The 23833-nt window shown below is 40.7% G+C and carries 15 protein-coding genes and 1 pseudogene; 14 read left to right on the plus strand and 2 right to left on the minus strand.

Annotated elements, in window-relative coordinates; translation table 11 throughout:
* The first annotated feature begins 4 nt into the window (after positions 1–4).
* Positions 5–1246, plus strand: a complete 1242-nt coding sequence (locus ACS5PU_RS15225; RefSeq protein WP_439460012.1) for an MFS transporter — start codon at positions 5–7, stop codon at positions 1244–1246.
* A 76-nt stretch (positions 1247–1322) separates the two neighbouring features.
* Here ACS5PU_RS15225 and ACS5PU_RS15230 read toward each other — a convergent pair whose 3' ends face one another.
* Both ACS5PU_RS15230 and ACS5PU_RS15235 read right to left on the minus strand, forming a co-directional pair.
* Positions 1323–1823, minus strand: a complete 501-nt coding sequence (locus ACS5PU_RS15230) for a GNAT family N-acetyltransferase (protein WP_439460013.1) — start codon at positions 1821–1823, stop codon at positions 1323–1325.
* A 433-nt stretch (positions 1824–2256) separates the two neighbouring features.
* Complete coding sequence (locus ACS5PU_RS15235; protein ID WP_439460014.1) at positions 2257–3012, minus strand: SDR family oxidoreductase; 756 nt, start codon at positions 3010–3012, stop codon at positions 2257–2259.
* Positions 3013–3144: 132 nt separating this feature from the next.
* Between ACS5PU_RS15235 and ACS5PU_RS15240 the strand changes: the two genes are divergently transcribed.
* From ACS5PU_RS15240 to ACS5PU_RS15300, 13 genes and pseudogenes are all read left to right on the plus strand, one after another.
* Positions 3145–3558, plus strand: coding sequence for a winged helix-turn-helix transcriptional regulator (locus ACS5PU_RS15240; protein WP_439460015.1), 414 nt, complete (start codon positions 3145–3147; stop codon positions 3556–3558).
* Between the two features lie 63 nt (positions 3559–3621).
* Positions 3622–5156, plus strand: a pseudogene (locus tag ACS5PU_RS15245) (SulP family inorganic anion transporter).
* A gap of 513 nt (positions 5157–5669) precedes the next feature.
* Complete coding sequence (locus ACS5PU_RS15250) at positions 5670–8684, plus strand: SusC/RagA family TonB-linked outer membrane protein (protein ID WP_439460016.1); 3015 nt, start codon at positions 5670–5672, stop codon at positions 8682–8684.
* Positions 8685–8718: 34 nt separating this feature from the next.
* Positions 8719–10236, plus strand: a complete 1518-nt coding sequence (locus ACS5PU_RS15255; protein WP_439460017.1) for a RagB/SusD family nutrient uptake outer membrane protein — start codon at positions 8719–8721, stop codon at positions 10234–10236.
* Between the two features lie 11 nt (positions 10237–10247).
* On the plus strand, positions 10248–11357 hold the full coding sequence (locus ACS5PU_RS15260) for a discoidin domain-containing protein (RefSeq protein WP_439460018.1): 1110 nt from the start codon (positions 10248–10250) through the stop codon (positions 11355–11357).
* Between the two features lie 36 nt (positions 11358–11393).
* Positions 11394–12485, plus strand: coding sequence for a DUF5007 domain-containing protein (locus ACS5PU_RS15265; RefSeq protein ID WP_439460019.1), 1092 nt, complete (start codon positions 11394–11396; stop codon positions 12483–12485).
* 21 nt (positions 12486–12506) lie between these two features.
* On the plus strand, positions 12507–15653 hold the full coding sequence (locus ACS5PU_RS15270) for a SusC/RagA family TonB-linked outer membrane protein (protein WP_439460020.1): 3147 nt from the start codon (positions 12507–12509) through the stop codon (positions 15651–15653).
* Between the two features lie 11 nt (positions 15654–15664).
* A complete protein-coding gene (locus ACS5PU_RS15275) occupies positions 15665–17188 on the plus strand; it encodes a RagB/SusD family nutrient uptake outer membrane protein (protein ID WP_439460021.1) in 1524 nt (507 codons plus the stop codon).
* A 20-nt stretch (positions 17189–17208) separates the two neighbouring features.
* Positions 17209–17949, plus strand: coding sequence for a hypothetical protein (locus tag ACS5PU_RS15280; RefSeq protein ID WP_439460022.1), 741 nt, complete (start codon positions 17209–17211; stop codon positions 17947–17949).
* A gap of 33 nt (positions 17950–17982) precedes the next feature.
* A complete protein-coding gene (locus tag ACS5PU_RS15285; protein WP_439460023.1) occupies positions 17983–19602 on the plus strand; it encodes a DUF5008 domain-containing protein in 1620 nt (539 codons plus the stop codon).
* A gap of 36 nt (positions 19603–19638) precedes the next feature.
* Positions 19639–21336, plus strand: a complete 1698-nt coding sequence (locus ACS5PU_RS15290) for a DUF4983 domain-containing protein (RefSeq protein ID WP_439460024.1) — start codon at positions 19639–19641, stop codon at positions 21334–21336.
* Positions 21337–21368: 32 nt separating this feature from the next.
* Positions 21369–22805, plus strand: coding sequence for a PA14 domain-containing protein (locus ACS5PU_RS15295; RefSeq protein ID WP_439460025.1), 1437 nt, complete (start codon positions 21369–21371; stop codon positions 22803–22805).
* Positions 22806–22830: 25 nt separating this feature from the next.
* On the plus strand, positions 22831–23661 hold the full coding sequence (locus ACS5PU_RS15300) for a PKD domain-containing protein (RefSeq protein WP_439460026.1): 831 nt from the start codon (positions 22831–22833) through the stop codon (positions 23659–23661).
* Positions 23662–23833 lie beyond the last annotated feature (172 nt).

Consider the following 23833-nt stretch of genomic DNA (forward strand, 5'->3'; position numbering starts at 1 on the left):
CGAAATGGATAAGCTAAAAGAAAAAACAGCCGCACAGTATCTGCTGAGTGCGCCTGTTATTGTAGCCGCATTGGGCTATTTTGTAGATATTTACGATTTATTGCTTTTCGGGATAGTACGTGTTCCCAGCCTCACTGAGCTGGGTTTAGATGAAAGCGGCCGCTCTGTTCAGGGAGCAAGCATTTTGAACTGGCAGATGAGCGGTTTGCTTCTGGGAGGGATATTGTGGGGAATATTGGGCGATAAAAAAGGCCGGCTTTCGGTTTTATTTGGTTCTATCATTACCTACTCTATAGCCAATTTTGCCTGTGGCTTTGTGCAGGATGTTACATTTTACAAGCTCTTCCGTTTTGTTGCTGGGATAGGGTTGGCCGGCGAACTTGGAGCGGGTATTACCCTGGTTTCAGAAAGTTTACCAAAAAAGCTGCGGGCTATAGGTACCTCATTGGTAGCTGGGGTTAGTTTGCTGGGTGCAGTTGCCGCCTATTTTACTGTAGAGCTTTTTAGCTGGCGTTATGCCTATTTCACTGGTGGTGGCCTAGGTATATTGCTGTTGTTTCTTCGCATCGGAGTTTTTGAATCGGGCATGTTCCGCTCCATGAAAGCTTTCGATGAGCTTAAAAAAGGAAGCCTGATTTCTTTTTTCACCAACAAAGACAGGTTAAAGCTTTATCTTAAATGCATTGGAATTGGCTTGCCTACCTGGTATGTAATTGGCATATTAACCACCTTTAGTAACGAGTTTGGAATAGCCTTGCACATCACCGAAAGTATTAAACCAGGATTGGGCGTAATGTGGTGTTATGTGGGGCTTGCCGGTGGCGATTTATTGAGTGGTGTAATTAGCTATTACTTGGCTTCAAGGCGAAAAGCAGTAGCTTTATTTATGATGTTTACACTTATTGGAAGCATTATTTACCTATATGGGGGGGTAAACAGCGCTACGGGTTTGTATATTATGTGCGCATGGTTAGGTTTCGGCATTGGTTATTGGGCCATGTTTGTTACCATAGCAGCCGAACAGTTTGGTACCAATATCAGGGCTACAGCGGCAACCACTATTCCTAATATGGTAAGAGGAACTGTTGTAATTATGTCTACCCTATATGCTTTTTTAAAACCAATCGTTTTTGAACTACATTCGGCAGCCATTGTGGGACTAATATGTTTTGTAATCGGTTTTTATTGCATCATTACCATTCCCGAAACACACAATAGGGAACTCGACTTTGTTGAATCTGATTAACCCGGTTTGCCCTCAGTTATCCTTTAAATGTACAATGCCTGATGGAATAAATCATCGGGCATTGTTATTTGTATCGTTACAAAAGCTTTTGATAGCAGAAGAAGCGCAGTCCGGGGCGTTTAGCCAGTCCTATTTCTCCGCTAAACTCATAGCCTAATTTCGGGAAAAGTGCCTGGGTGGCCTTATTCTCGCTATTGGTATCTACCCTTAAAATGCTGATGTTACGGGTTTTCGCAACGGTTTCTGCCTGTTCCATTAAGGCCCTGGCAATGCCTTTACCCTGTAAGTCAGGATCAACGGCCAAACGGTGGGTAACAATGGCAGTTTCGCTAATGTCCCAGCCCGCATCGGTATATTCTGGGTCCTGATCTGTGGTAATTGCGGTAACCCCGGCAATTTTACCTGCTATTTCCGATACCCATAATTGGTTTTGGGCAATATCGTTGCTAAATACTTCGGGGTTTGGATAATCGCTTCCCCATTGCAGGTTTCCGGTTGCACGCATTAATGGAACAACTTTGCTCACTAATTGCATAATTCCAGGTATATCTGCCGTTACGGCTAATCTAATGGTCATTTACAAAGATAAAAGAAAGCAGAAAGAGATCTTTCATAGATATGTCAGATCGGGATTTGGGGGCGAATTGGTTTGAATGTTGGTTCGTGATCTTCGGACTATTTACCATTAAGCAGTTAAGATGATTAAGGTTAGAAGTGGCTAGGGTGTTGGTTAGTGGTCTTCGGACCTCCGACATCGGACTGTTTACCATTAAGGAATTAAAGTAGTTAAGGTTTAGAAGTGGCTCGGGTGTTGGCTGGTGATCTTCGAACTTCGGACCATTTACCATTAAGGAATTAAGGTAGTTAAGGTTTAGAAATGGCCAGGATGTTTGGCTTGTTAACTTCGGACCTCGGACTTCTGACTGTTTTGCAATTAATTTTCCCAAATAAAAAAGGCCAACGCACACCTTATCATATGCTTTGGCCCTTTAAACTGTAACCTGGTTTTACTATAAGTTGTACATACCGCCGTCGACAATAAGTTCCGAACCTAAAATAAAGGTAGAATCATCGGAAGCGAAGAAAGTAATGGTTTTGGCAATTTCTTCGGCTTCGCCAAAACGGCCTACTGGAATCTGTTTGACCAAACTTTCGCCCATACTCTGCAAATCTGCTTCTGATAAGCCTAATTTTTCGCTGCTGTGCAATGGTGTGCCAACGGGACCAGGACTAACTGCGTTAACCCTTATTTTGCGTGAAGTTAATTCGGCCGAAAGGTTTTTGGCCAAGGTTAATAAAGCCGCTTTACTGGCAGCATAAACTGTTGCACCGGCCATACCAATGTGTGCATTTATCGAAGTGTTCAATACAATCGATCCTCCGGTGTTGATTAATGGCAATAACTGTTGCAGGCTGAAATAAGCACCTTTAAAGTTAATGTTCATAATCTCATCAAAAGTTTCTTCTGTCATGGTAGCGAGGGCATCAAATTTTCCAACACCCGCATTTACCACTACAACATCCAGGGTTGCGGTAATGGTTTTAACCTGCTCGGCCAATTTGGTAACTTCTTCCATGTGTGCACTGTCCGAAATGATACCGTAAGCATTTTCGCCAAGTTGGGCCAGGGCCTCATTTACCGATTTTTCATTTCTTCCGGTGATGATTACTTTAGCACCTTGAGCTAAAAATTCTTTTGCTGTTGCAAAACCTATACCGCTGTTGCCACCTGTGATGATTGCGGTTTTACCTTCTAATTTTTTCATTATCTTTATGTTTTAATAGGTCAAAGAGACGGTAAATCTCAACACCCATCAAGTATGTACTTTTTGGTTCGGTACGTACTTTTTAGTAGGAAATGGTTCCAGTTTCTTTAAATACCTGTAGCAAAATTTTATATGACAAAGAAAAGACAAGCCTATTATAGCTGTTCAATGGAAGCAGCGCTAAATGTGATAGGAGGGAAGTGGAAGCTTACCATTTTGAACCGCTTGTTATCTGGCCCTAAACGGTATGGAGAACTGCACCGTAGTGTAGCCGGCATTACCGAAAAAATGCTAACGCAGCAGTTAAGAGAACTGGAAGAAGATGGGATTGTAGAGCGCACTATATATCCGGTAGTACCGCCTAAAGTAGAATATGCCTTTACCGAATCGGGCAGAAAGCTTGGTGATGTTTTTAAGGCCTTAGAAATATGGGGCAGCAATTTCCAGCACCGTATTAACCCGATTTCCGGAAATGCAGACCACGATAAAAGCTGTTATTCTTTTAAGGATGAAGAACAACTTGCCCAACTTGTTCACAACCAATAAGCAGGTTGATGGGTTAATTGCATAGAAAATTAGATATTTGCAGCTGTTTATCCCAAACCCCTTATGAAACCTTACCTGCAGCTTTTCGATTTTTCTAAAAAGATTAATTACCGTACCGAAATCCTTGCAGGCCTTACCGTTGCCATGACAATGATCCCCGAATCATTATCATTTGCCATACTGGCCGGTTTTCCACCCTTAACCGGATTGTACGCCGCTTTTATAATGGGTTTGGTTACCGCTATTTTAGGGGGCAGGCCCGGTCTTATCTCGGGCGGTGCAGGTGCTACAGTAATTGTGCTTATTGCTTTAATGAAAACGCAGGGCATTGAATATGTTTTTACTGCGGTTGCCGTTGCCGGACTGATCCAGATTTTGGTGGGCTTGTTTAAGCTGGGCAAGTTTGTAAGGCTGGTGCCGCAACCTGTTATGTTTGGTTTCGTTAACGGTTTGGCCGTAATTATATTTATGTCGCAGTTGGAACAGTTTAAAACCCTGTTAATGGCAAAGTAGAATGGCTAAGCGGTATACCTTTATATACGATGCTGGCACTGGTGCTATTAACTGTTGCCATAGTGCTGGTGTGGCCTAAAATAACCAAAGCGGTACCAGCTTCATTGGTGGCCATTATTGTGGTTTTCTTGCTCGTGCTGGGCTTTGGTATCGATACCAAGCTGGTCAAAAATATCGCTACTGTTGCGGGCGGTTTTCCGTCATTTCATATTCCACATGTTCCTCTTAATATAGATACACTTAAAATAATTTTTCCCTATTCGATAATCATGGCCGGTGTTGGTTTAACCGAAGGATTGCTTACGCTTAACCTGGTTGATGAGATTACGGCTAGCAAAGGCAACCGGAACAGGGAAAGCGTGGCCCAGGGCGTGGCCAATATTTTAAACGGTTTTTTTACAGGCATGGGTGGCTGCCCAATGATTGCGCAGACTTTGGTCAACCTTTCGGCAGGGGCCAGGGCCAGGTTATCGGGTATTGTTGCTGCGCTTACCATACTCCTGATTATTTTGGTGGGTGCCCCGGTAATTGACCGGGTGCCTATGGCCGCTTTAGTAGGCGTAATGATGATGGTGGCCATTGGTACTTTCGAATGGATGAGCTTTAAGGTAATCAATAAAATGCCCAAACAGGATATTGTAATCGGTATTTTGGTGGCCCTAATTACCATCTGGCTGCATAACCTGGCACTTGCAGTATTAATAGGCGTAATTATATCGGCACTGGTTTTTGCCTGGGAAAGCTCAAAAAGGATCAGGGCCAGTAAATACACCGATAAAGATGGCGTTAAAAATTACGACATATTTGGGCCGCTGTTTTTTGGTTCTGTAGCCAATTTTAACGAGCTGTTCAACATAGCAGAAGACCCTGAAAATGTTATTGTAGACTTTAAACACAGCAGGGTTTTCGATATGTCGGGAATTGATGCGTTGAACAAACTGACCGAAAAGTACCACGCAGCGGGCAAAAAACTTAGGTTAAGGCACCTGAGCGAAGATTGCAAGCGGCTGCTTAAAAATGCAGATGAGATTATCCAGGTTAACATTATCGAAGATCCAACCTATCAGGTAGCTACCGAAAAGTAAGTCTGGGGCATTAAATGCACCTTAAATGCCTCCGTCAAAAGCTATAATATTCCTGCGTTTTAAAGATATCGGTATTTGTACGGCTACAAATACATTAAATGTGTTCAGTTGACCCATTATAGGTAAAACGTTTAACTAGTTTGAAATCCTGTAACATAAAATCGCCTGATTTATTGTGATCCGGACCTAAAAATATCATTACACGCTGTTTTATAGGATGTTAAAATGCTAGTATTTTTTAACAATATTTGTTCTTTTATGTGTCGATTTGACATTTATTTTAAAATATTGAAATATTATTGTGGCATTTAATAAAAATTTCATAAAAATGACATTTGCTTGTTAAAACGATTTAGTATTATATATATTTGATTTAACCAAATACTAATTATATGAGAATCCCTAACCTTTACTACCGAAGTACCTGTCTTTCTAACCTGAGACATTTCTTGCCGTATCCAAAAAAATAAGTTTTTAACAATCATTTTTTTACCAATTAAAGATCCATTAACTATGCGATACTTATGGGTGTGCCTTGTCTTTTTTGCAGCGCTTACGTTAAACGTTTTATCAAGTTTTGCAGTAAGCAAAAAGCTTAATTCAGGCCTAACAGCTAAACATTTTCTATTTCAGGACACAACGAGGATTAAATTCGTTTCCGAAAAAGATTCGTTGAGAAAAGATAGTTTAAACCAGATTAAACTTAAAACAATCTACAACAGATTATCTGGTGGCGTACAAAAGAACACGAGCGATTTATCGCTGTTCCCAGCCATTTCATTACAGCAAAACTTAAAAGGCAATTATGCCGGTCTGTATGTTCAGGAGCCAACTGGCGAACCTGGAAGCATACAGAACATGTTTATCAGGGGCGCATCAATGCCGCTGTTATCAAAAAAAGATTTATACGATGCACAGCCTTTGGTAGTGCTCGATGGAATCCCCTTGGTGCGCGAGCATCCTTTTGCCTTTGATATACAGCAGTTCGATTTTAACAGGATCGGTCCGGCAACAAATTTATTGGCAGGTATAGATATGAATAACATTGCCACGGTAGAAGTGCTTAAAGATTTGGGCTCTACTTCTATTTATGGGCCAAGAGGGGTTAATGGTGTAATTGTTTTAACCTCTAAAACAGCAGGTGGCAAATACCGCTCAATATCTTTCAATTCGTACATAGGTATGGTGCAAAAGCCATTTGTTAACACCATCAACGGTAAATATGAAAACGAATTCAGACAGCGCTTTTACGATATTTACACCACAAACGGTAGATATTCTGATGACGAAGAGTATCCGGTATATTTAAGTGATTCGTTAAATAACGTATATAGCGGTAAATCTAACTGGACTGATTTATACTATAAAAATGCGCTGATCTATGGCGTTAATTTTTCGCTTGCCGGCGGTACCGATAGGGCTAATTTCAGATTTGCCCTGGGCAATACCAAAAGCGAAGGTGTTGCAGATCAAACCGGTATCGACCGTTATAGCGCTACTTTCAATATCAACATGAGGCCAGTGAAGTGGTTGCTGTTCTCAACCATGATCAATGCCAACAGGTTAAACCGCGATAGAAATAAAACATTGCGCGACCGTTTTGCACAGCTTAATTATTTTCCTGATTTAAGTGCGCCTCTTCCGCCAAATAAGGATTTTTATGGTTCTTATCTGCAAGAATACAAGAAAGGTTTTGATGATAACAAAACCAATACCATCCAGGGTTATGCAAAACTGGAAGGAACGTTTGGCAAATTTAAAATTGTTTCCTCTTTCAATGCCGATTACAGCGAGGGTTACAGGGATATTTTCTATGCCAGAACGCTTTTGCAGGGTAACAGTTATGCATCTAACTATTATGGTTTTAGCCAAAGGTTAATGATTGATAACAAGGCCACCTACGATTTAAACCTGAATAAGGCTCACGATTTTCATTTTGAGTTAGGACAATCAATGCAGTGGGACATTTATAAATATAGCAATGCCTATGCCTATAAAGGTGTAAACGATTATATCAAAATTAACCTGTTAGATTCTAAACCATTAAATGATAATGGTTCGCCTAACGGAGGTTACTTAACCCCAGTTGCTTTTCCGAGAGAGCTTACCTACAGGTTTTTAGATAAAACAGAAGATAACCTGATATCATTTTATGGAAAAGGAGATTACTCGTTTAACGATAAATACTTCTTATCGGCCATATTACGTTTAGATGGTTCTTCGAACGCACAGCCAACAAGCCGTTGGTTTTATTCGCCTACCATTTCTGCAGCCTGGAATATCAAGAACGAATTTTTGAAAGACAGCAGATTGGTTGATGATTTAGTACTTCGTGCAAGCGTTGGCAGAATGGGCCGCACGTTTAGTTACGATAATTATGCGCAAGGGCCGCAGTATACCGCTTCGGTTGGTTATACCGGTAACTTAACTGTACCAGGTTACAATGCATTTGGTGTGTTAACCCGTACTTACCAGTTTGGTTGGGTAGGTTATGGTGTGCCTTGGTCGTATTCTGATCAGATTAATATTGGTGCTGATGCCGCATTGTTAAAAAACCGCCTCCACGTTGCTGTTGATGTATACAGCAAAACGGATAAAAATCAGTTGATCGGTATTCCGGCTTATGCGGAGTATGGCTACAAACAATCTATCGAAAGCGGAATGTCTGTTAATAACATGGGCATCGATTTAACGATCAGTGCACAGGTAATCGCCAAAAGCAAATTTTTGTGGAATTCGGCCTTAAACTTTAACCACAACTCAAACGAACTGAAAGCCCTGCCCAGGGGATTGGATCAGTTGGTTGTAGGCAACAGGTTCTTAAAAGTTGGACAGCCTGTAGATCAATACTGGTTATTGCAAAACAACGGCATTTATACTGCTGATGCCGATGTGCCTGTAGTTAACGGACAAAAATTAAAATACAAAGGTATTGTTCTGAAAGCCGGCGATCCACGTTGGCAAGATCAGAACGGAGATAACACCATCGATGATAACGATAAAGTGCTAAAAGGCCATTCTTTACCAACCCTTGCCGGTGGCTTTGATAACAACTTTAAGTATGGTAACTGGAGTTTGGGCACAAGCTTCTACTTTAATTTAGGCAGAAAGCTGATCAACCAGGAAATGGCTAACCGTTTCGATTTTGTTAACCGCGAAGGCAATACCGATATCTCATCGGTTAAAGAAATTACTTTCTGGGAAAAACGTGGCGATTACACCAAATATCCGCTTTACAACCCATGGAGTACCGTAATTCCATACCGCGCAGATCAGGATCTTTTCTTAGAGGATGCATCTTTCTTAAAATTAAGACAAGTGTCTTTAGGTTACGAACTAGGCAACCTGCTTAAAAAGAGAAATATCAAGATCAATAAATTCTTTTTATACGGTGCTGTGAGCAACATTTTCACCATCACACCATACACAGGGCAAGATCCTGAACTGGTAAGTTACGATGGCGTTGATACAGGCTATGGCCAGCCAATTCCGAGAACATATACTGTAGGTGTTAAAATGGAGCTATAAGATGAAAACAAGAACGAACAAAACATCAAGCAAGATGAAAAATATATTATACATACTTCTGATTTCTGTGGTGGCCTTTTCAAGCTGTAATAAAGCTTTAGAAACAGATTCGACCAGGGTTGTAGGCGAAAAAAATGCCTGGAATACGGTAGAAGATGCCAGATCTGGAATATTAGGTGTTTACGCTTTAACACGTGCCGCATTATCAGATAACAATGGTCACTGGATTTATGGTGATGTAAGGACAGGAGAATTTTTGAGTCCGAAACGCCAGGATTTAAAAGCCGTTATCGGCAATAACTTAAATGCTTCTTACCCGGTAATGGAAGCCTTATCAGATTGGACAAGATTTTATGCCATTGTTAACGGCGCCAATGTTTTTTTAGAAAATATTGCACATGTTAAAGAAACTGATAAAAGGTACACCAGCAATAATATGACGGTTGATATTGCCCAAGCGCGGTTTCTAAGGGCTTTTGCTTATTTCTACATGGTGAGGATCTGGGGTGATGTGCCCTTCATTACTTCATCTGATGAAGGTAAGTTTACGAATAAGCCCCGCGAAAGCCAAGCCAGGATTTTAGCCTGGGCAGAGCAGGAAATATTAAAAGCTGCAGCCGATATGCCATTTATTTATAGCGGTGGCGATGTACAGCAGCCAAGCGATTATTACAATGAAACATCAGGAAGATGGGGCGGTGCATTGGCTACAAAAGTTACGGCTTATGCAGTGTTGGCTCATTTGGCCGCTTGGAACGGCGATTATACCAATGTATCTAAATATGCCAAATTTGTTGAAGATAATTATGGCAGAAGTGCCGGTGGCTTTACCGGAAGTGCCGACCTATCCAACTCAAACGGATTTTTCTACAATAAAAATACCAGACAGATGTTTGGCTTCAACTCCGATTATGGCCACGTAGATGGTTCATCAACCGGACACATTGAAGAGTTAACTTTGGCCGAGCCGGTTACCACTAAATCTGCACCAGATATCTACCTGCCGAAAGATTCGATCTTAAAGTATTTCAATATTGCAAAAGATCAAAGGTTTGCAGTTGATACTTTGGGACAGGCCAGATACGATGGACGTTACTTTACCAACCTGAACGGTAAATATCCCATTTTCAGTAAAATTAAGGTAATTCAGGGCGGTGGCACCGATCCAAACTTCAGGTATTTTACCAGCGCGTTAATATTTACCCGCTTAGAAGATATTGTGCTGCTAAGGGCAGAAGCACTATCTGTTTTAGGCGATCAGAACGGTGCTTTAAATGAACTGTTGGTTGTACAGAGCAGAAGGTTTGATGATCCAACAGAACTGATTAACTCGCTAAATACCAACGATGTGATTAAGCTCATCTTCGAAGAACGTCACCGCGAATTGCTGGGAGAAGGTTCGAGATGGTACGATTTAATCCGTTACAACAAGATTAAGCAGAACGATGCCAAGTTTATGAACCTCATCAATTCAGGAGGGATTTACTGGCCAATATCAAGAAAGCTTATTTCTCAAAACAGTTTACTAACCCAAAATGCTTACTGGCGCTAATTATAACGGACATGAAAAATTCAATACAATACATGGGCGCTTTAGCAATCTTATCGTTGCTAACGCTGATCAATTCAGCTTGCAAAAAGAACGGCGGCTTTTACGATGCTCCCGAACAGAATGTAACGTTTACAGGTAATACCTACGAGTATTTAAAAAGCAAACCGGGCGTATTCGATTCGCTAATTGTAGCCATCGACAGGATGGGACTTAAAAAAACCTTAACAGATAGCAATGTTACCTTGTTTGCGGTTACCAACCCAAGCTTTCAATTGGCCTTGCGCAACTTAAATACCCTGCGGAAGCAATCGGATAAGGACCCACTTTTTTTAGCCAATATTGATGCGGTACAGTTAGATACCATGACCTCATATTACATTATAAGAGGTAAAAGAACTACTGATTCTTTAAAACTTCAAGATGGGTTAAACTTAACCAGTGCAAAAATTGGTTATCCAATGCATGCCAGCGTAACCAAGGTTTCGGCTTCGGGCCAGGTTGCGGCAGGTCCGGAAATCATCAATTTCGATAACACTAAAAAGAGCAAGTTTGTGCGTAACTGGGCAACCAGCACCACATCATCAAACAACATTAAAACGAAAAACGGTATAGTGCATGTAATCAGTGCCGATCACGTTTTTGGCTTTAACGAATTCGTAACCCGCTTAACTTTCGTACCGCCACCACCAAATTTATACCTTGAAATTGGCGGTGTATTTTCATCAAACCGCGAAAACGGTGGAGGTTTAACCAGTGGCGAAAACTCGAGGAAAGTAATTGATGGCGATGACCATACTAAATTCCTTGCCGATTTACAGGGAGAGCTATGGATGAGGTTTGAACTTAAAACCCCTGCTGTTTCATCAGTTTATACCCTAACCTCGGCAAATGATGCCAATGAAAGAGATCCAAAAGCATGGACTTATGAAGGTTCTATGGATGGTTCGAACTGGACCGAACTGGATAGAAGATCTAATTTCTTCTTCGAGGAAAGATATCAGCAAAAAGTATTTAGATGTACAAACACTGTTGCTTACAAGTTTTATCGCGTTGTGATTACCGAGCTAAGAAACAGCGGAACATTCCAGTTAGCTGAGTTTACCATAAACAAAACGAAATAAGTGATGCGAAATAGAAATATTAAAATAAATACTCCGATGAAATCTATCACCAATAAATATTTTGCGCTCCTTTTAATGGCTGTAGCTGTTTGCAGTAGCTGTAAAAAGATTTTCGACTTACCCGAAGAGAAAGATTATATCAGCAATAACGTAAATTTCACAAATAAAATCCTAGAGCCAATAATCGGTAGAACCAATCTTATCGGTGGCTTTAACAGCGATAACTCAACCAATCCGATCACCTTTGAAATTGTAAACGCAAGGTTTGGTGATGGAAGGCCGGTAACCGATCTTTTTACAACCGCACCAACTTATGTATGGACGGCTCCTTACACAGGTTTGGAGAAAAGTTTGGCAGAAATTGAAGCTAAAAGAAAGATCGAAACACACCCGATATTTGAAATGCGTGCTTCGGGCGAATTCATTTTATGGCCTTCGGCAACCAACCAGATCTTGAAACCCCGTCCGACAGATAGTACCAACTTTTCTCAGGATACCCGTTTCTTTGATGTGAAGGTTAAAAATACCGGTGGCGAAAGATTGATCAGGGATTTCCAGATCAGACCGTTTAGAGAGCGCCCTTATGAGCCATCAAACGATTTTAACGCCTATACAGGTTTGCCTGCCCCTGATCCAAAATTCCCTTTAGATAAAAAATTGAGAGATTATATCCGTCCTTATCTAAACAACGTGATCGGTGCTACCTCGAACTTAAACCTGGTGAGCAACAACGATAAAAAAGATGCCATTGTTTACATCCGTCCACTGGCTTCGGGAGGTAACGGACATTCGCTGCGGATTGTGGTTTTGGGTAAAGATTCTTTGCCGATCGATCCCAAGTTTTTCAACGAAACCGTATGGGATAAAATGATCCATGGCTTTAATATGCAGAAAACAGATAAGTATGTTCAGTATGATGTTGCTTATCCAATTCCATTGGTAGAAGTTCCAACATCGTATGCAACCGGAGGTTCGAGAGCAAAAGCGCAGTTAAGCTACTCGCGGATAGGTTTTGGTGGCGGGCGTACCGTGGCCAATTTCGGAATCGACTTTGCCATTTACAAAGCTGGCGACTGGGAAATCGTATTTTATTTCAAAAATGAGAATCCAAAATTTGCTAACGAATAGTTGATCAATAAAGCTAATATTATGAAAAGAAATATACTTTTATATACATTACTTATTGTATGTATAATATGTGGTACGAATGCCTATTCGCAAGAAAAAAATATTATTGTAAGTGGTAGGGTTCTAGATAAAGATACCAAGCAGGGGGTTCCGGGAGTATCGGTTGTGCTGCAGGCCACCAACAAGGGCTTAACGCAAACCAATGGCGATGGAAAGTTTTCTGTTAACGTGCCGGTTGGAGGAACACTTTTATTTAAATTTTTGGGTTACAACACCTCATCGGTTAAAATTACCAATCAAACAAACATTACCGTTACCATTAGCGAAGACCGTAAAGATTTGAGCGAGGTTATTATTGTGGCTTATCAGAACAGGCCCAAAGAAACAACTGCCGGATCGGTTACCGTACTTACCAATAAAGACGTTGCCGATGTACCGGTTTCCAACATCGAAACCTTATTACAGGGTAAAGTACCGGGGTTAAATATCCAGAACAATACCGGTGCCCCAGGTTTTAGGGGTTCGGTACAGATCCGTGGTTTATCAAGCTTAAGTATTTCGGGTAGTGGTAACGATTCATTCTTACAGCCAACATCGCCGTTATATATTATTGATGGTGTGCCTTTAGATGCAGATAGAGCTGCTGAGTTTGGTTTTCAAACACAGGGCCCGGGCGTTAGTCCACTTTCGTTAATCCCACAGGAAGATATCGAAAATATCCAGATCCTGAAAGATGCACAGGCAACTTCCATGTATGGATCGAGAGGTGCTTATGGTGTAATTATCATCACTACAAAAAGAGGTAACTCTAAAGTGCCGCGTATCAAGTACATCTCTAACTTTTTCGTAAACACGCCGCCTAAATTGCGCGAAACATTGGGCGGTAACTCAGAACGTTCGTTAAAAATTCAACAGATTATTTTAAATGCGCAAACACTTGAGCAGATTAGAAGGATCAGCAATACACCTTTCTTATCAGATAGTTTAAATGCTTATTGGAACAACTCTACCGATTGGCAGGATGTGTTCTATCAAACCACTTTTAACCAAAGTCATAACCTGGCAATGGATGGTGGCGATCAGAAGTTTAATTACAAAGCCAATATGGGCTATTTTGCCGAAAAAGGGGTAATTAAGAACACAGGTTACAACCGTTATAACCTGAACATGAACATGGAGTTTAAACCGAACGATAAATTTAGGTTTTTCGGTTTTGTTAACGGTTCGGTAGGTAAACAGAACAAAGGTAACGGAGCCGGATTACTTCAATCGGGTGTTGCGTCAAATGGACAGGCATCAACACTTTTGCCTCCACCATCATTTTATCAGGCATCGGGAGGGGTATTATCTGCTTTACAGACCTTGAATGATAACAATTCGAGAAACTTAAGGGCAAATATCGATGCGCGTTACGAATTTATACCAGGTTTAGCAGCTTCTTCTACCTTGAGTTACGATTATACTTCGGATACCGAAACTACCTTTACACCAGCTGCGGCCAACGGATCGTTTGCTAAACTTTACGATTATAACGGCAGAAACTTCCAGTTGTACAATAGAAATGCAATTACCTATGCTAAAACACTGGGCGAAAAACACAATTTCTTCATCAATACATTTAATGAGATTTATAAACAGGGTTCACAATCATCAATAAGCCAGCAAGAAAGAATTCCAAACGATCAGCTTCAGGGACCAATCGGTTTCGATGGTTATTACTCAAGGGGCGGTGGTGTTTTAAGCAGTTACAAAAATGCGACCATTGCATCTTTCGCCGGATCGCTATCTTACGATTACGACAAAAAATATGTTGCTGAGTTCTCTTACCGTTTAGATGGTACATCATCAAGCGGTTTGGAAAATCCATATTCTAAAAACTCTTCAATTGGTTTAAGATGGAATTTTAACAAAGAAAACTGGCTAACAGATAAAAAATGGTTAGACTATGGAAGTTTAAGGTTAACATGGGGCCAAAATATTGCACCAACAGGTAATCTTCAAAGTATTTATGGTATTTATAACCTTAACGGAAATTACAACAATACCCAAACCATTGGTATCAACTATAATTTAATTCCAAATCCGGCCCTTAAGCCAACCACCACAAGTCAGTACAACTTTGGGTTTGATTTAGGCTTTTTAAACCGATTCTCGATCGTTTTTGATACCTATTTCAAAAAGGTTGATAACCTGTTGTTCGACCGTGTTTTATCAAACGCTACTGGATTTAACCTTTTGTCAAGTAACGATCTGGGTATAGCCAACTATGGTTCAGAGATCAGCTTGAATATCAAAGCCGTTACCAGTAAGGATTTTGATCTGTCTTTTTCAGTAAACGGAGCGTATAACCGCGATGTACTGTTAAAATTACCTGCCGAATACAACGGACAGTATATCCGTTTCGATGGTTCAGGCTACCTACAGCATAATGTTTTCCGTGTAGGAAGAAACACTTTATCTAATTATTTACGGATTAACCAGGGTGTTTACCAAACGGATGCCGATGTACCTGTTGATCCGGTTACGGGCAAAAGATACCAGACCAACAATACCTTCTTCCTGGGCGGAGATCCGATCCTGAAAGATGTAAACGGCGATTATGTGCTGGATGGAAGAGATTACGAAATTACCGGAAACTCGCAGCCCTTGTTTACAGGTGGTTTATCGCTTACCATGAGATATAAAAACTGGGGCTTAAATGTTTATGCAAGTTATACTGCCGATAGAACAATTTTAAATAATGCCCTTGCCGATCGTATTGCCATCATGAGAGATCCATATGCATTAAATGCAGTGGTGCCTTTGGGCGATTTAAATATCTGGCAGGCACCTGGCGATGTAGCTAAATACCCATATCCTTACGATTATAGCCGTTACGGATCAATTTTGCCGTTAAGGGCCGATCAAACCTTATGGCAGGAGAGCGGTTCGTACCTTAAAATCAACAACTTAACCCTTTCGTATATGTTCGATAAGAAGTTGATCCGCAGATTCGGACTGGCCAATTTAAGGGTGTTTGGTTCAACCAATAACTTAATTACCTTTTCTAAGTACAGTGGCCCCAACCCTGAAAACGTAACCACCCTAGGTCGCGATATTTCTAACGGTTACCCTGTGCCACGTACGTATAACATTGGTTTAAACTTAGAACTTAATACAGGCAACTAAAAATATTTATTATGAAAAAAGTTATTATTTACACTTTAGTTATCGCTGCATCTTTTTGCTTGCCTTCATGTAAAAAGTTTTTAAACATTCAGCCTTTAGATAAATTAACAGGGAACAACTTTTTCCAATCTAAGGAAGATGTGGTAGCCAATATCTACGATTTATCGAGGATTGTTTTCAGCAAGATAAACGAAACGCACTATGTTGGCGCAGTTGGAGAGTACAGATCGGGCGAAGTGCTGCACGAAAGCCAGTCTGATAATGCCCCTTCACGCGAGTATGTGGAGTTTCTGGGCAGAAACGATTTAATAAACCTCATTAGAAGAGGGCAGCCTTGGGATTATTATAATTTTGACAGGATAACAGACTGGACAGGTTATTACAGGGCCATTCAAGGCGCCAATATTTTAATTGCAAAATTAGATGAAGGCGTTCCGGGGGTTACCGATACAGAAAAAGGCCAGTTTAAGGCCGAAGCAGCTTTTATCCGCTCACTGTGCTATTTCACTATGGTAAGGTTATATGGAGATGTGGTTTATTACACAGATGCATTTCACTCTACGGCCTTGCCGCGCGAAAATTTTGTATCCGTACTGAATAAGTGCATTGCAGATTTAAACGAACATAAGAACCAGATTCCGTTTACCTATTCTGATCCAGCTATAAGGGGCGTACGCGCAAGCAGAGGCAGTATTATTGCCTTAATGATGGAAATGAACATGTGGAACGCTGGCTTTGATAATGCAAATTCACGCAAATACTACCAGGCCACTGCCGATTTGGGTAAAGAGCTGGTTGCAAGTAATGCCTATAAATTATTACCGCTTAACGATTGGTCGACCGTAATTAAAGGCCGTTCAGAAGAAAGTCTGTTTGAGTTTTATCAAAGTATAAACTATGGCGATGCAGTACTTAACGTTGCGCCAATTGCCGATATGTTTTTGCACTACCCATACAAAAGACCTGAATATACCCACCGTGTAAGTTTCGCCTATTATAGGGGAGAATACATGCAGAAACTTTTTCAGGATGGTAGCGATAAGCGGATTACAACCTGGTTTAACGAAGATATTTTTTCAGACAATGGCAAGTTTATGCTGTTAAAATATGCCAAAAACTCTTTCATTACCGGCGAAGAAGATGCTAACCCTGATAATACCTTTATGATTTTTAGGTACGGAGGTGAGCTGCTGCTCTATGCAGAAGCCTTGGCCAATTTGGGCGAAGATGCCGAAGCAATTGTACAGGTTAATAAAGTTAGAGACCGCGCATCGGCTACCAAATACAGTGGTGGTGGTGGTTCAGACCTGAAAGATTTTATTTTCTTGGAAAGATCAAGAGAACTATTGGGCGAAGGGCATCATTATTTCGATTTGGTAAGAACAAAAAGGATTTTAAACAGCCAGTGGTCTTACAATGTGTTAACAGCCGATAAATTTGGCCGTGGCGCCTGGACTTGGCCTATTAACGCAGGTGCGCTAAACAACAATCCGTACATGAAATTGAATGAGTACTGGGTTAATGGTGGTAATTAATTTATTATAATAAAAGATATATGAAAAAGCTAATTTTTGCTTGTGCTGCTGTACTGCTGATATTAAACGCCTGCAAACGGGATGAGTATTACCGTGAAGGAGGTTTGGCCGATCCCAACTTTCAGGGCAACATGCTTCAATATTTACAGGCTAAAAAGGTTCCATTTGATACTGTAGCCAAAATTGTAAAACTTGCAGGTATGGAAAGCATGTTTTCTAACGATGACTTTACTTTCTTCGCATTTGATGATGATGTAATTAAAAGAACAATTGGTACCGTTAAAACTGATGGATTAAATAACTTCCTTTTCTATGCCGGAAAAGATACCGTTAAAACCTTGGATCAGATTAGTCCGTTAATTTGGCGGAAATATTTGCTGCGCTACATGTTTAAAGGGGTAAACAGGTTAAAAGACTATCAGCAAATAGATTTTGATGTTAAAAGTGTTTATCCTGGTGGTTTATATTATTCGCTTGGCGGTAATATCTCAAACATTGGCGTAACCTATGCCACTGCGAACAATATCAAATACATTGGCTACCGCCAACTTAACCTAACCTATATTCCCGATGCTTCTAAACCCAATGATAACTGGTATATAAATGCGGTAGCATCATCCGATATAAAACCTACCAATGGCGTGGTACATGCGTTGGCTTTTAACCTCCGTGTTAATGGTGCTTATTTTGGATTTGACCGGAATGATTTTTATAGTGATGTATATTATAGTGGTTTAACCCCTTCTGATCCTGCAAAATAAATCATAACTGGTTTTACCTCAAGAAATTAAACGATGAAAAAAATTAAATTTATATTCGCAATAATAGCTTTGATTGCTTTCGGCTTTCAAGGATGTAAAAAAGCAGAAGATGTCATTCCAGATCCTTACGCAGATGCAAAATCGCCACTGGGCGTGGCCATTTCGCAAACGGATGTGCCTGCTCCGGCTGTCGGAATTGTAGGTACAACTGTGGTGGTAAAAGCTACCGGTTTTGATAAATATAAAGATCAGTTAAGCTTTATGTTTAACGGAGAAAAAGCCGAAGTGGTAAGTGTAACTGCTACCGAAATTACCGTTAAAGTTCCTGAATCGGGCAGTACTGGCGTCACATCAATCGCCATAGGCGATCAATTGTTTATTGGCCCAACCTTTACCGTAAGCGGACTTATCCAGATCGATCCAACATTTAAAGCCACAGCCGGCACCAATGGTTTTGTAAGCCAGGTATACGAAATGGTAGATGGAAGATCCATTGTTGTAGGTAACTTTACAAACTTCGACAATAAAGGCGGGGTTGTTCCAATCAACAGGATTGCCAGAACATCTATAGATGGAGAATACGACCGTACTTTCCGCACCGGAAAAGGGGCTAATGGAGGTTTGTCGAGGATTTTAGAAATTGGTGGCCGTTTTATTATAGCGGGTGGTTTCAGCGGTTTTAACCAGCGTACCGAAAACATCAGCAACATTACCAGCCTTTTTACCAGTGGCGCAATTGATACCGTAAAAATCCAGACCAGAAGAAAACCAACCCTAACCGATACCGTTACCCAAAAATGGTTCCCGAAATTTAACGGCGGTACCAATGGTTACATTAACCGTATTTATGCACATCAGGGAAAAATTTTAGCAACAGGCGATTTTAGGTACTACGTAAAAAGAACCTACGATAAATTCAATTACGACTTTAGCAGGGATACAGTGATATTGGATAGCACAGAAATCCGCCAGGTGTTGCGCTTTAACTTAGATGGTAGCCTTGATAAAACATTCCGTTTTAACACCACCACCAACAAAGGGAAAGAAAGTGCAAACGGACCTATTGATAGCTACATGCACACCGATGCAGAGAAACTGGAAAAACTGGTGGTGTTTGGTAGCTTTACTACTTTTGATGGTCAGCAGGCGAACCGCATTGTTAGGTTAAACCCTGACGGCAGCATCGATCCAACTTTTACGCCAGGCTCGGGAGCCGATAATAGAATAGGTTCATGTACCTATAATCCCACAACCAAAAAATACGTAATTACCGGAAACTTTACACAGTACAATGGCAAAACGGCATTGGGTGTGGCGGTTTTAAATGATAACGGAACCTTAGATGAATCGTTTACTTCCAGATCGTTTGAAGGGGGCGTACCGGGCTTCGCTAAACAGCTTAATAATGGATTAATCGTGGTAAGTGGTTATTTTATCAAATACAATAACGTTACCAGAAACGGTTTTATGGTGTTAACCCCAACCGGAACCTTGGCAAAAGGATACAATTCAACCGGACCTTTTAATGGTAGCTTATCCGATGTGATCGAAACCAAATCGGCAGATGGTAAAAAAGCATTACTGCTAATTGGTGGCTTTACCCGCTTTGATAACTTGCCATTGTACAGCATTATTAGAGTTACTATCGAATAATAGATTAAGCTAACCAAAATATAAATTAAGATGAGTATGATGAAAAAATATAAATTATTGATTGGCTTAATCGCAACAATAATTACCACGGCCATATTTTCTTGCAATAAAGATTTCGACCGGACCATTGGAGACAAGAATGCCAACGATACCACAACCGTTAAATACGGAAACCGTAAGGTGCTCTATCTCATTGTAGATGGAGCAAGGGGCCAGTCGGTTTTAGACGCCAACACACCGAACATCGATGCAATTTTACCCCACTCCATATACAGTTGGGTGGGTTTAAGCGATCCCGATGCCACTGCAAATGCAACCAATTGGGCAAATATGTTAACCGGGGCTAAAAAAGACAAGCATAAGGTTACAAGCGATGCCCTAACCAATAACGATTTACAGAATTATCCGGTTATTTATAAAAGGATTAAAGAAGAAAGCGCTAAATCTAAAATTGTGACCTATACCTCATCGGCAGTATTTAATTCGTTAACTACAGGTGCCGATGCAACTAGTTTAGTAACAAATGATGATGCAGTAAAGGCAGGTTTGATCAGCAATTTAACAAGCGATACCGCAACTGTAGTTGTAGGCCACTTTACGGGCATTAACGCAGCCGGAGCAGCATCAGGTTACGATATTTCTTTTCCGGCCTATAAAGCAGCCATCGAAAAATTCGATACCTCAGTTGGCGAAATCTTAGCGGCATTAAAAAAACGTCCAAACTACAACAATGAGCAGTGGCTGGTTGTTATAGCATCAAGCGCTGGCGGGCAATATACTTTACCTCCAAATACCGACGACCAAACCATTTTTAGCCAGCCCAAAGCCAATGCCTTTGTAATTTACTATGCCCCAACATACAACAAGCGTATTTTAACCAAACCATTTACCGGCAACAGGTACCTGGGCAAAACAATCCGTTTTAAAGGGCAGAATATCAGGGCACAGGTTGATGCTGCTGATGCAGGTGTTTACAATATAGACGATACCACGAAAATGACTATCGAGCTTAAAGTTAAAAAGAATGAAGACAAGTTTTTTTGGCCAAGTGTTTTGGGTAAACGTAACGAATGGTCTAGCGGCCACCCGAGTGTGGGCTGGGTAATTTATTTAGAAGAAGACTATTGGTATTTTGAGTGGAGAGGTACAAAAGATGGAGATTACCACCAATGTAGGGGCGCAAGCTTCGGCAAAGGGAAATGGACAAATTTATCCGTAAAAATAGAAGTACGTAACGGCGAAAGATTTGTGCGTACCTATACCAATGGAACCTTTAATAACGAGTTCAATATTACTGCATCAGGTTCATTAGCCAATTCAAATCCTTTAAAACTGGGTTATTTAAATGGAAATGGCCACGGCGAACCCGATGTATACGTAAGTGATATCCGTTACTTTAAATTCTCGGTTCCGGATGGGATGATCGGTAACTATGCCTGCCAAACCTCGATTGATCAGAGCCACCCATATTTTAATTTCTTGGTGGGCTATTGGCCAGCTACTGATGGTAATGGCGATATCATGGCAGATTTAAGCTCACAGGCACATGATTTTAAATTTCAGGGAACGTATACCTGGGAAAACTTTAACGATTTAATCTGTCCTCCGGCCCCAGAAACATTGGCCGTGTTTGTTCCACAAACATCCGATATACCGGTGCAGATTGTGAATTGGTTAAAAATTCCCAACAAGCAAGCCTGGCGACTTGATGGCCGCGTGTGGTTAGATCAATAACTGATTATCTGATAATTTTAAAATATCATAAAATGAAAAAAATTATATACATCGCACTGATAAGTTTAACCATATTTGGTGTTTATTCTTGTCGCAAATCACAAATAGATGATTTGAAGCTGCCTGATCCCGCTACCAAAAGTATCACAGGCGAAGGTATTGTAGTTGGAAATGTTTCTATCGACAACGAATTTGTTAAAGTGCCTTTCAAAATTTCCTTAACAGGGGTTGCAGAAGAGGCTTTTCAGGTAGGTTTAACCTTAAATAACGATACGGTTACCCAACTAATCAACAACAATACCATCACAAATGCTATGGTTATGCCATCAGCTGCTGTAGAATATCCAAACGTAATCAATGTGGCTTACGGAACCAGCAACAGCGAAGGTATTGCCATTGTGCGCAGATCAGTGCTTGAACGCAACTATGGTAAAAAGGTTGTTTTTGCATTAAAACTTTCAGCTCCGGGCAAAGGAAATAAAATCGCAGCCGGTAAGTCGACTATTTTGGTTATTATCAATACCGCCGATCTATTAAAATCTACCGATATACACTACTTAACCTTAAATGGTGGTGGTACCTATAACGTGGTTTTTCAGGGTAACTATATTGTAGGGCCTGCAGGTGTAACCATTCCACTTATTGTGAGTTTAGATAATCAGCCCTCAACCGCTTTCAACATCAAAATCAGGGATAATGTAGATACCATTGCCACTTTAGTAGGTAAAGGAACTCTGCCTGCCGATGCCATACATTTGGCCGCTAAAGATTACTCGATCGATACTTTGGTTAGGTTTGCTACCGGTGCTTCGAGTGCAATTGTGCGGCTATCTATACCATGGCCTGTTTTTGATGCCAACATTGCGGCCAATAAGAAATTTGCATTTGCATTGAACATCAGCGATGCAACAAACCATGTAATACATCCTACCAAGAGCAAATTAATTGTTGTGGTAGATCCTAACGTAAATTTGGATAACAACTCTTACATCACCGGAAACGGTACCGGCTTAACTGCAAAATACTATACCAATACACAATTGGACCCAGATGATGGACGTGCGCCATTTGCAACCAGAATTGATGAAACCATCAACTTTAGCGGCGATGGCTGGCCTGATAACGTTAAAAACACTGCCGGAGCATCTTTAAGCAGAGATAATTTTGCGAGCAGATGGAAAGGCGAGTTCTTAGCTCCTGTACGTGGTACCTATACCTTCTACCAAACCCGTTGGGATGATGGATCGAGGTTATATGTAAACGGAGTGCCATTGGTTAACGATTATACCACCCAATGGGATAAAGATACACGTAAGGGTACTATATTTTTAGAGCGTGGAAAACGTTATACCATTGAGGCACACCACCGCGAAAATGTAGGTGGGCAGCAGGCTTATCTGGAAATCGAAGTACCGAATATATTGTCAAAAAGAGTAATACCAAAAGCTCAATTATTTCCAACACCTTAAATATTAATAAGATATGAAAAGTAACATGAAAAGATCATTCAGTATTCTATCTCTTTTAATACTTATTGTAATTACAACAGTAAAGTGTAAGAAAGATGCAGAAGAGGTTGTTCCAGTTGTGGATGAGCCTAAACCAACAGCAGGTTTTGCTTACGTAAAGCCAGATACGCTGAAATTTTTAGAATACCAGTTTACCGGAAGCTCTACAAACTATAAAAGCTTATTGTGGCAGTTTGGAGACGATAGTACCTCTGTTTTGGTTAACCCAAAGCATACCTACCGTTTCCCGGGTAAATATAAGGTAACCCTAACCACCAGAAACGGCCAGGGATACTCTGCCGCAAAAGAAGTGGTGCTGAATGTGGTAGATCCGACCATCAATTATTCGATATGTGGCGAAAACTACATGAAAACCATTGGCGGTAAATTTTCGGTTAACCTAGAGGCTGGTGCCGGACCAAATTCGGCTGAAGGCTCAAGTAAGCTTGTAGATCAGGATATCACGACAAAATTCTTACAGGCCGGTTTTGATGGTACCCAAAAATGTACTTTCGAGCTTAAAACCCCACAGGTGGTTGGTGCGTATACGCTAACCTCGGGCAATGATGCGGCAGACCGCGATCCCAGGTTCTGGATTTTACAGGGCTCATTAGATGGTATACAGTATACCGATTTACATACGGTAACTTCATGCCCGTGGGATAATACCAATGATGGCGCTAGCAGAAGACAGACCAAACTTTTCCACTTCGATAATTACATTGCTTATAAATTCTACCGTTTATACATTAAATCGAACAGGGGAAGCCGAGTATTTCAGCTATCTGAATGGACCATCAATAAAAAACAACCCTAATTTATTTTAGGTTTTATGCACAAATCGAAAATACATGGAGCTTAATAACTTCATGTATTTTTTTTGAGGATAATTTTAATTGTCTAAATGACAATTAATTTGTAATCTATTGCTAAAAGTAAATTATATTTTATAATTTAGTAAAACGTTTAACTACTGTTAAATCTAACCA

Source organism: Pedobacter sp. GSP4 (genome assembly GCF_051857575.1).
In the GTDB taxonomy this organism is placed as follows: Bacteria; Bacteroidota; Bacteroidia; order Sphingobacteriales; family Sphingobacteriaceae; genus Pedobacter.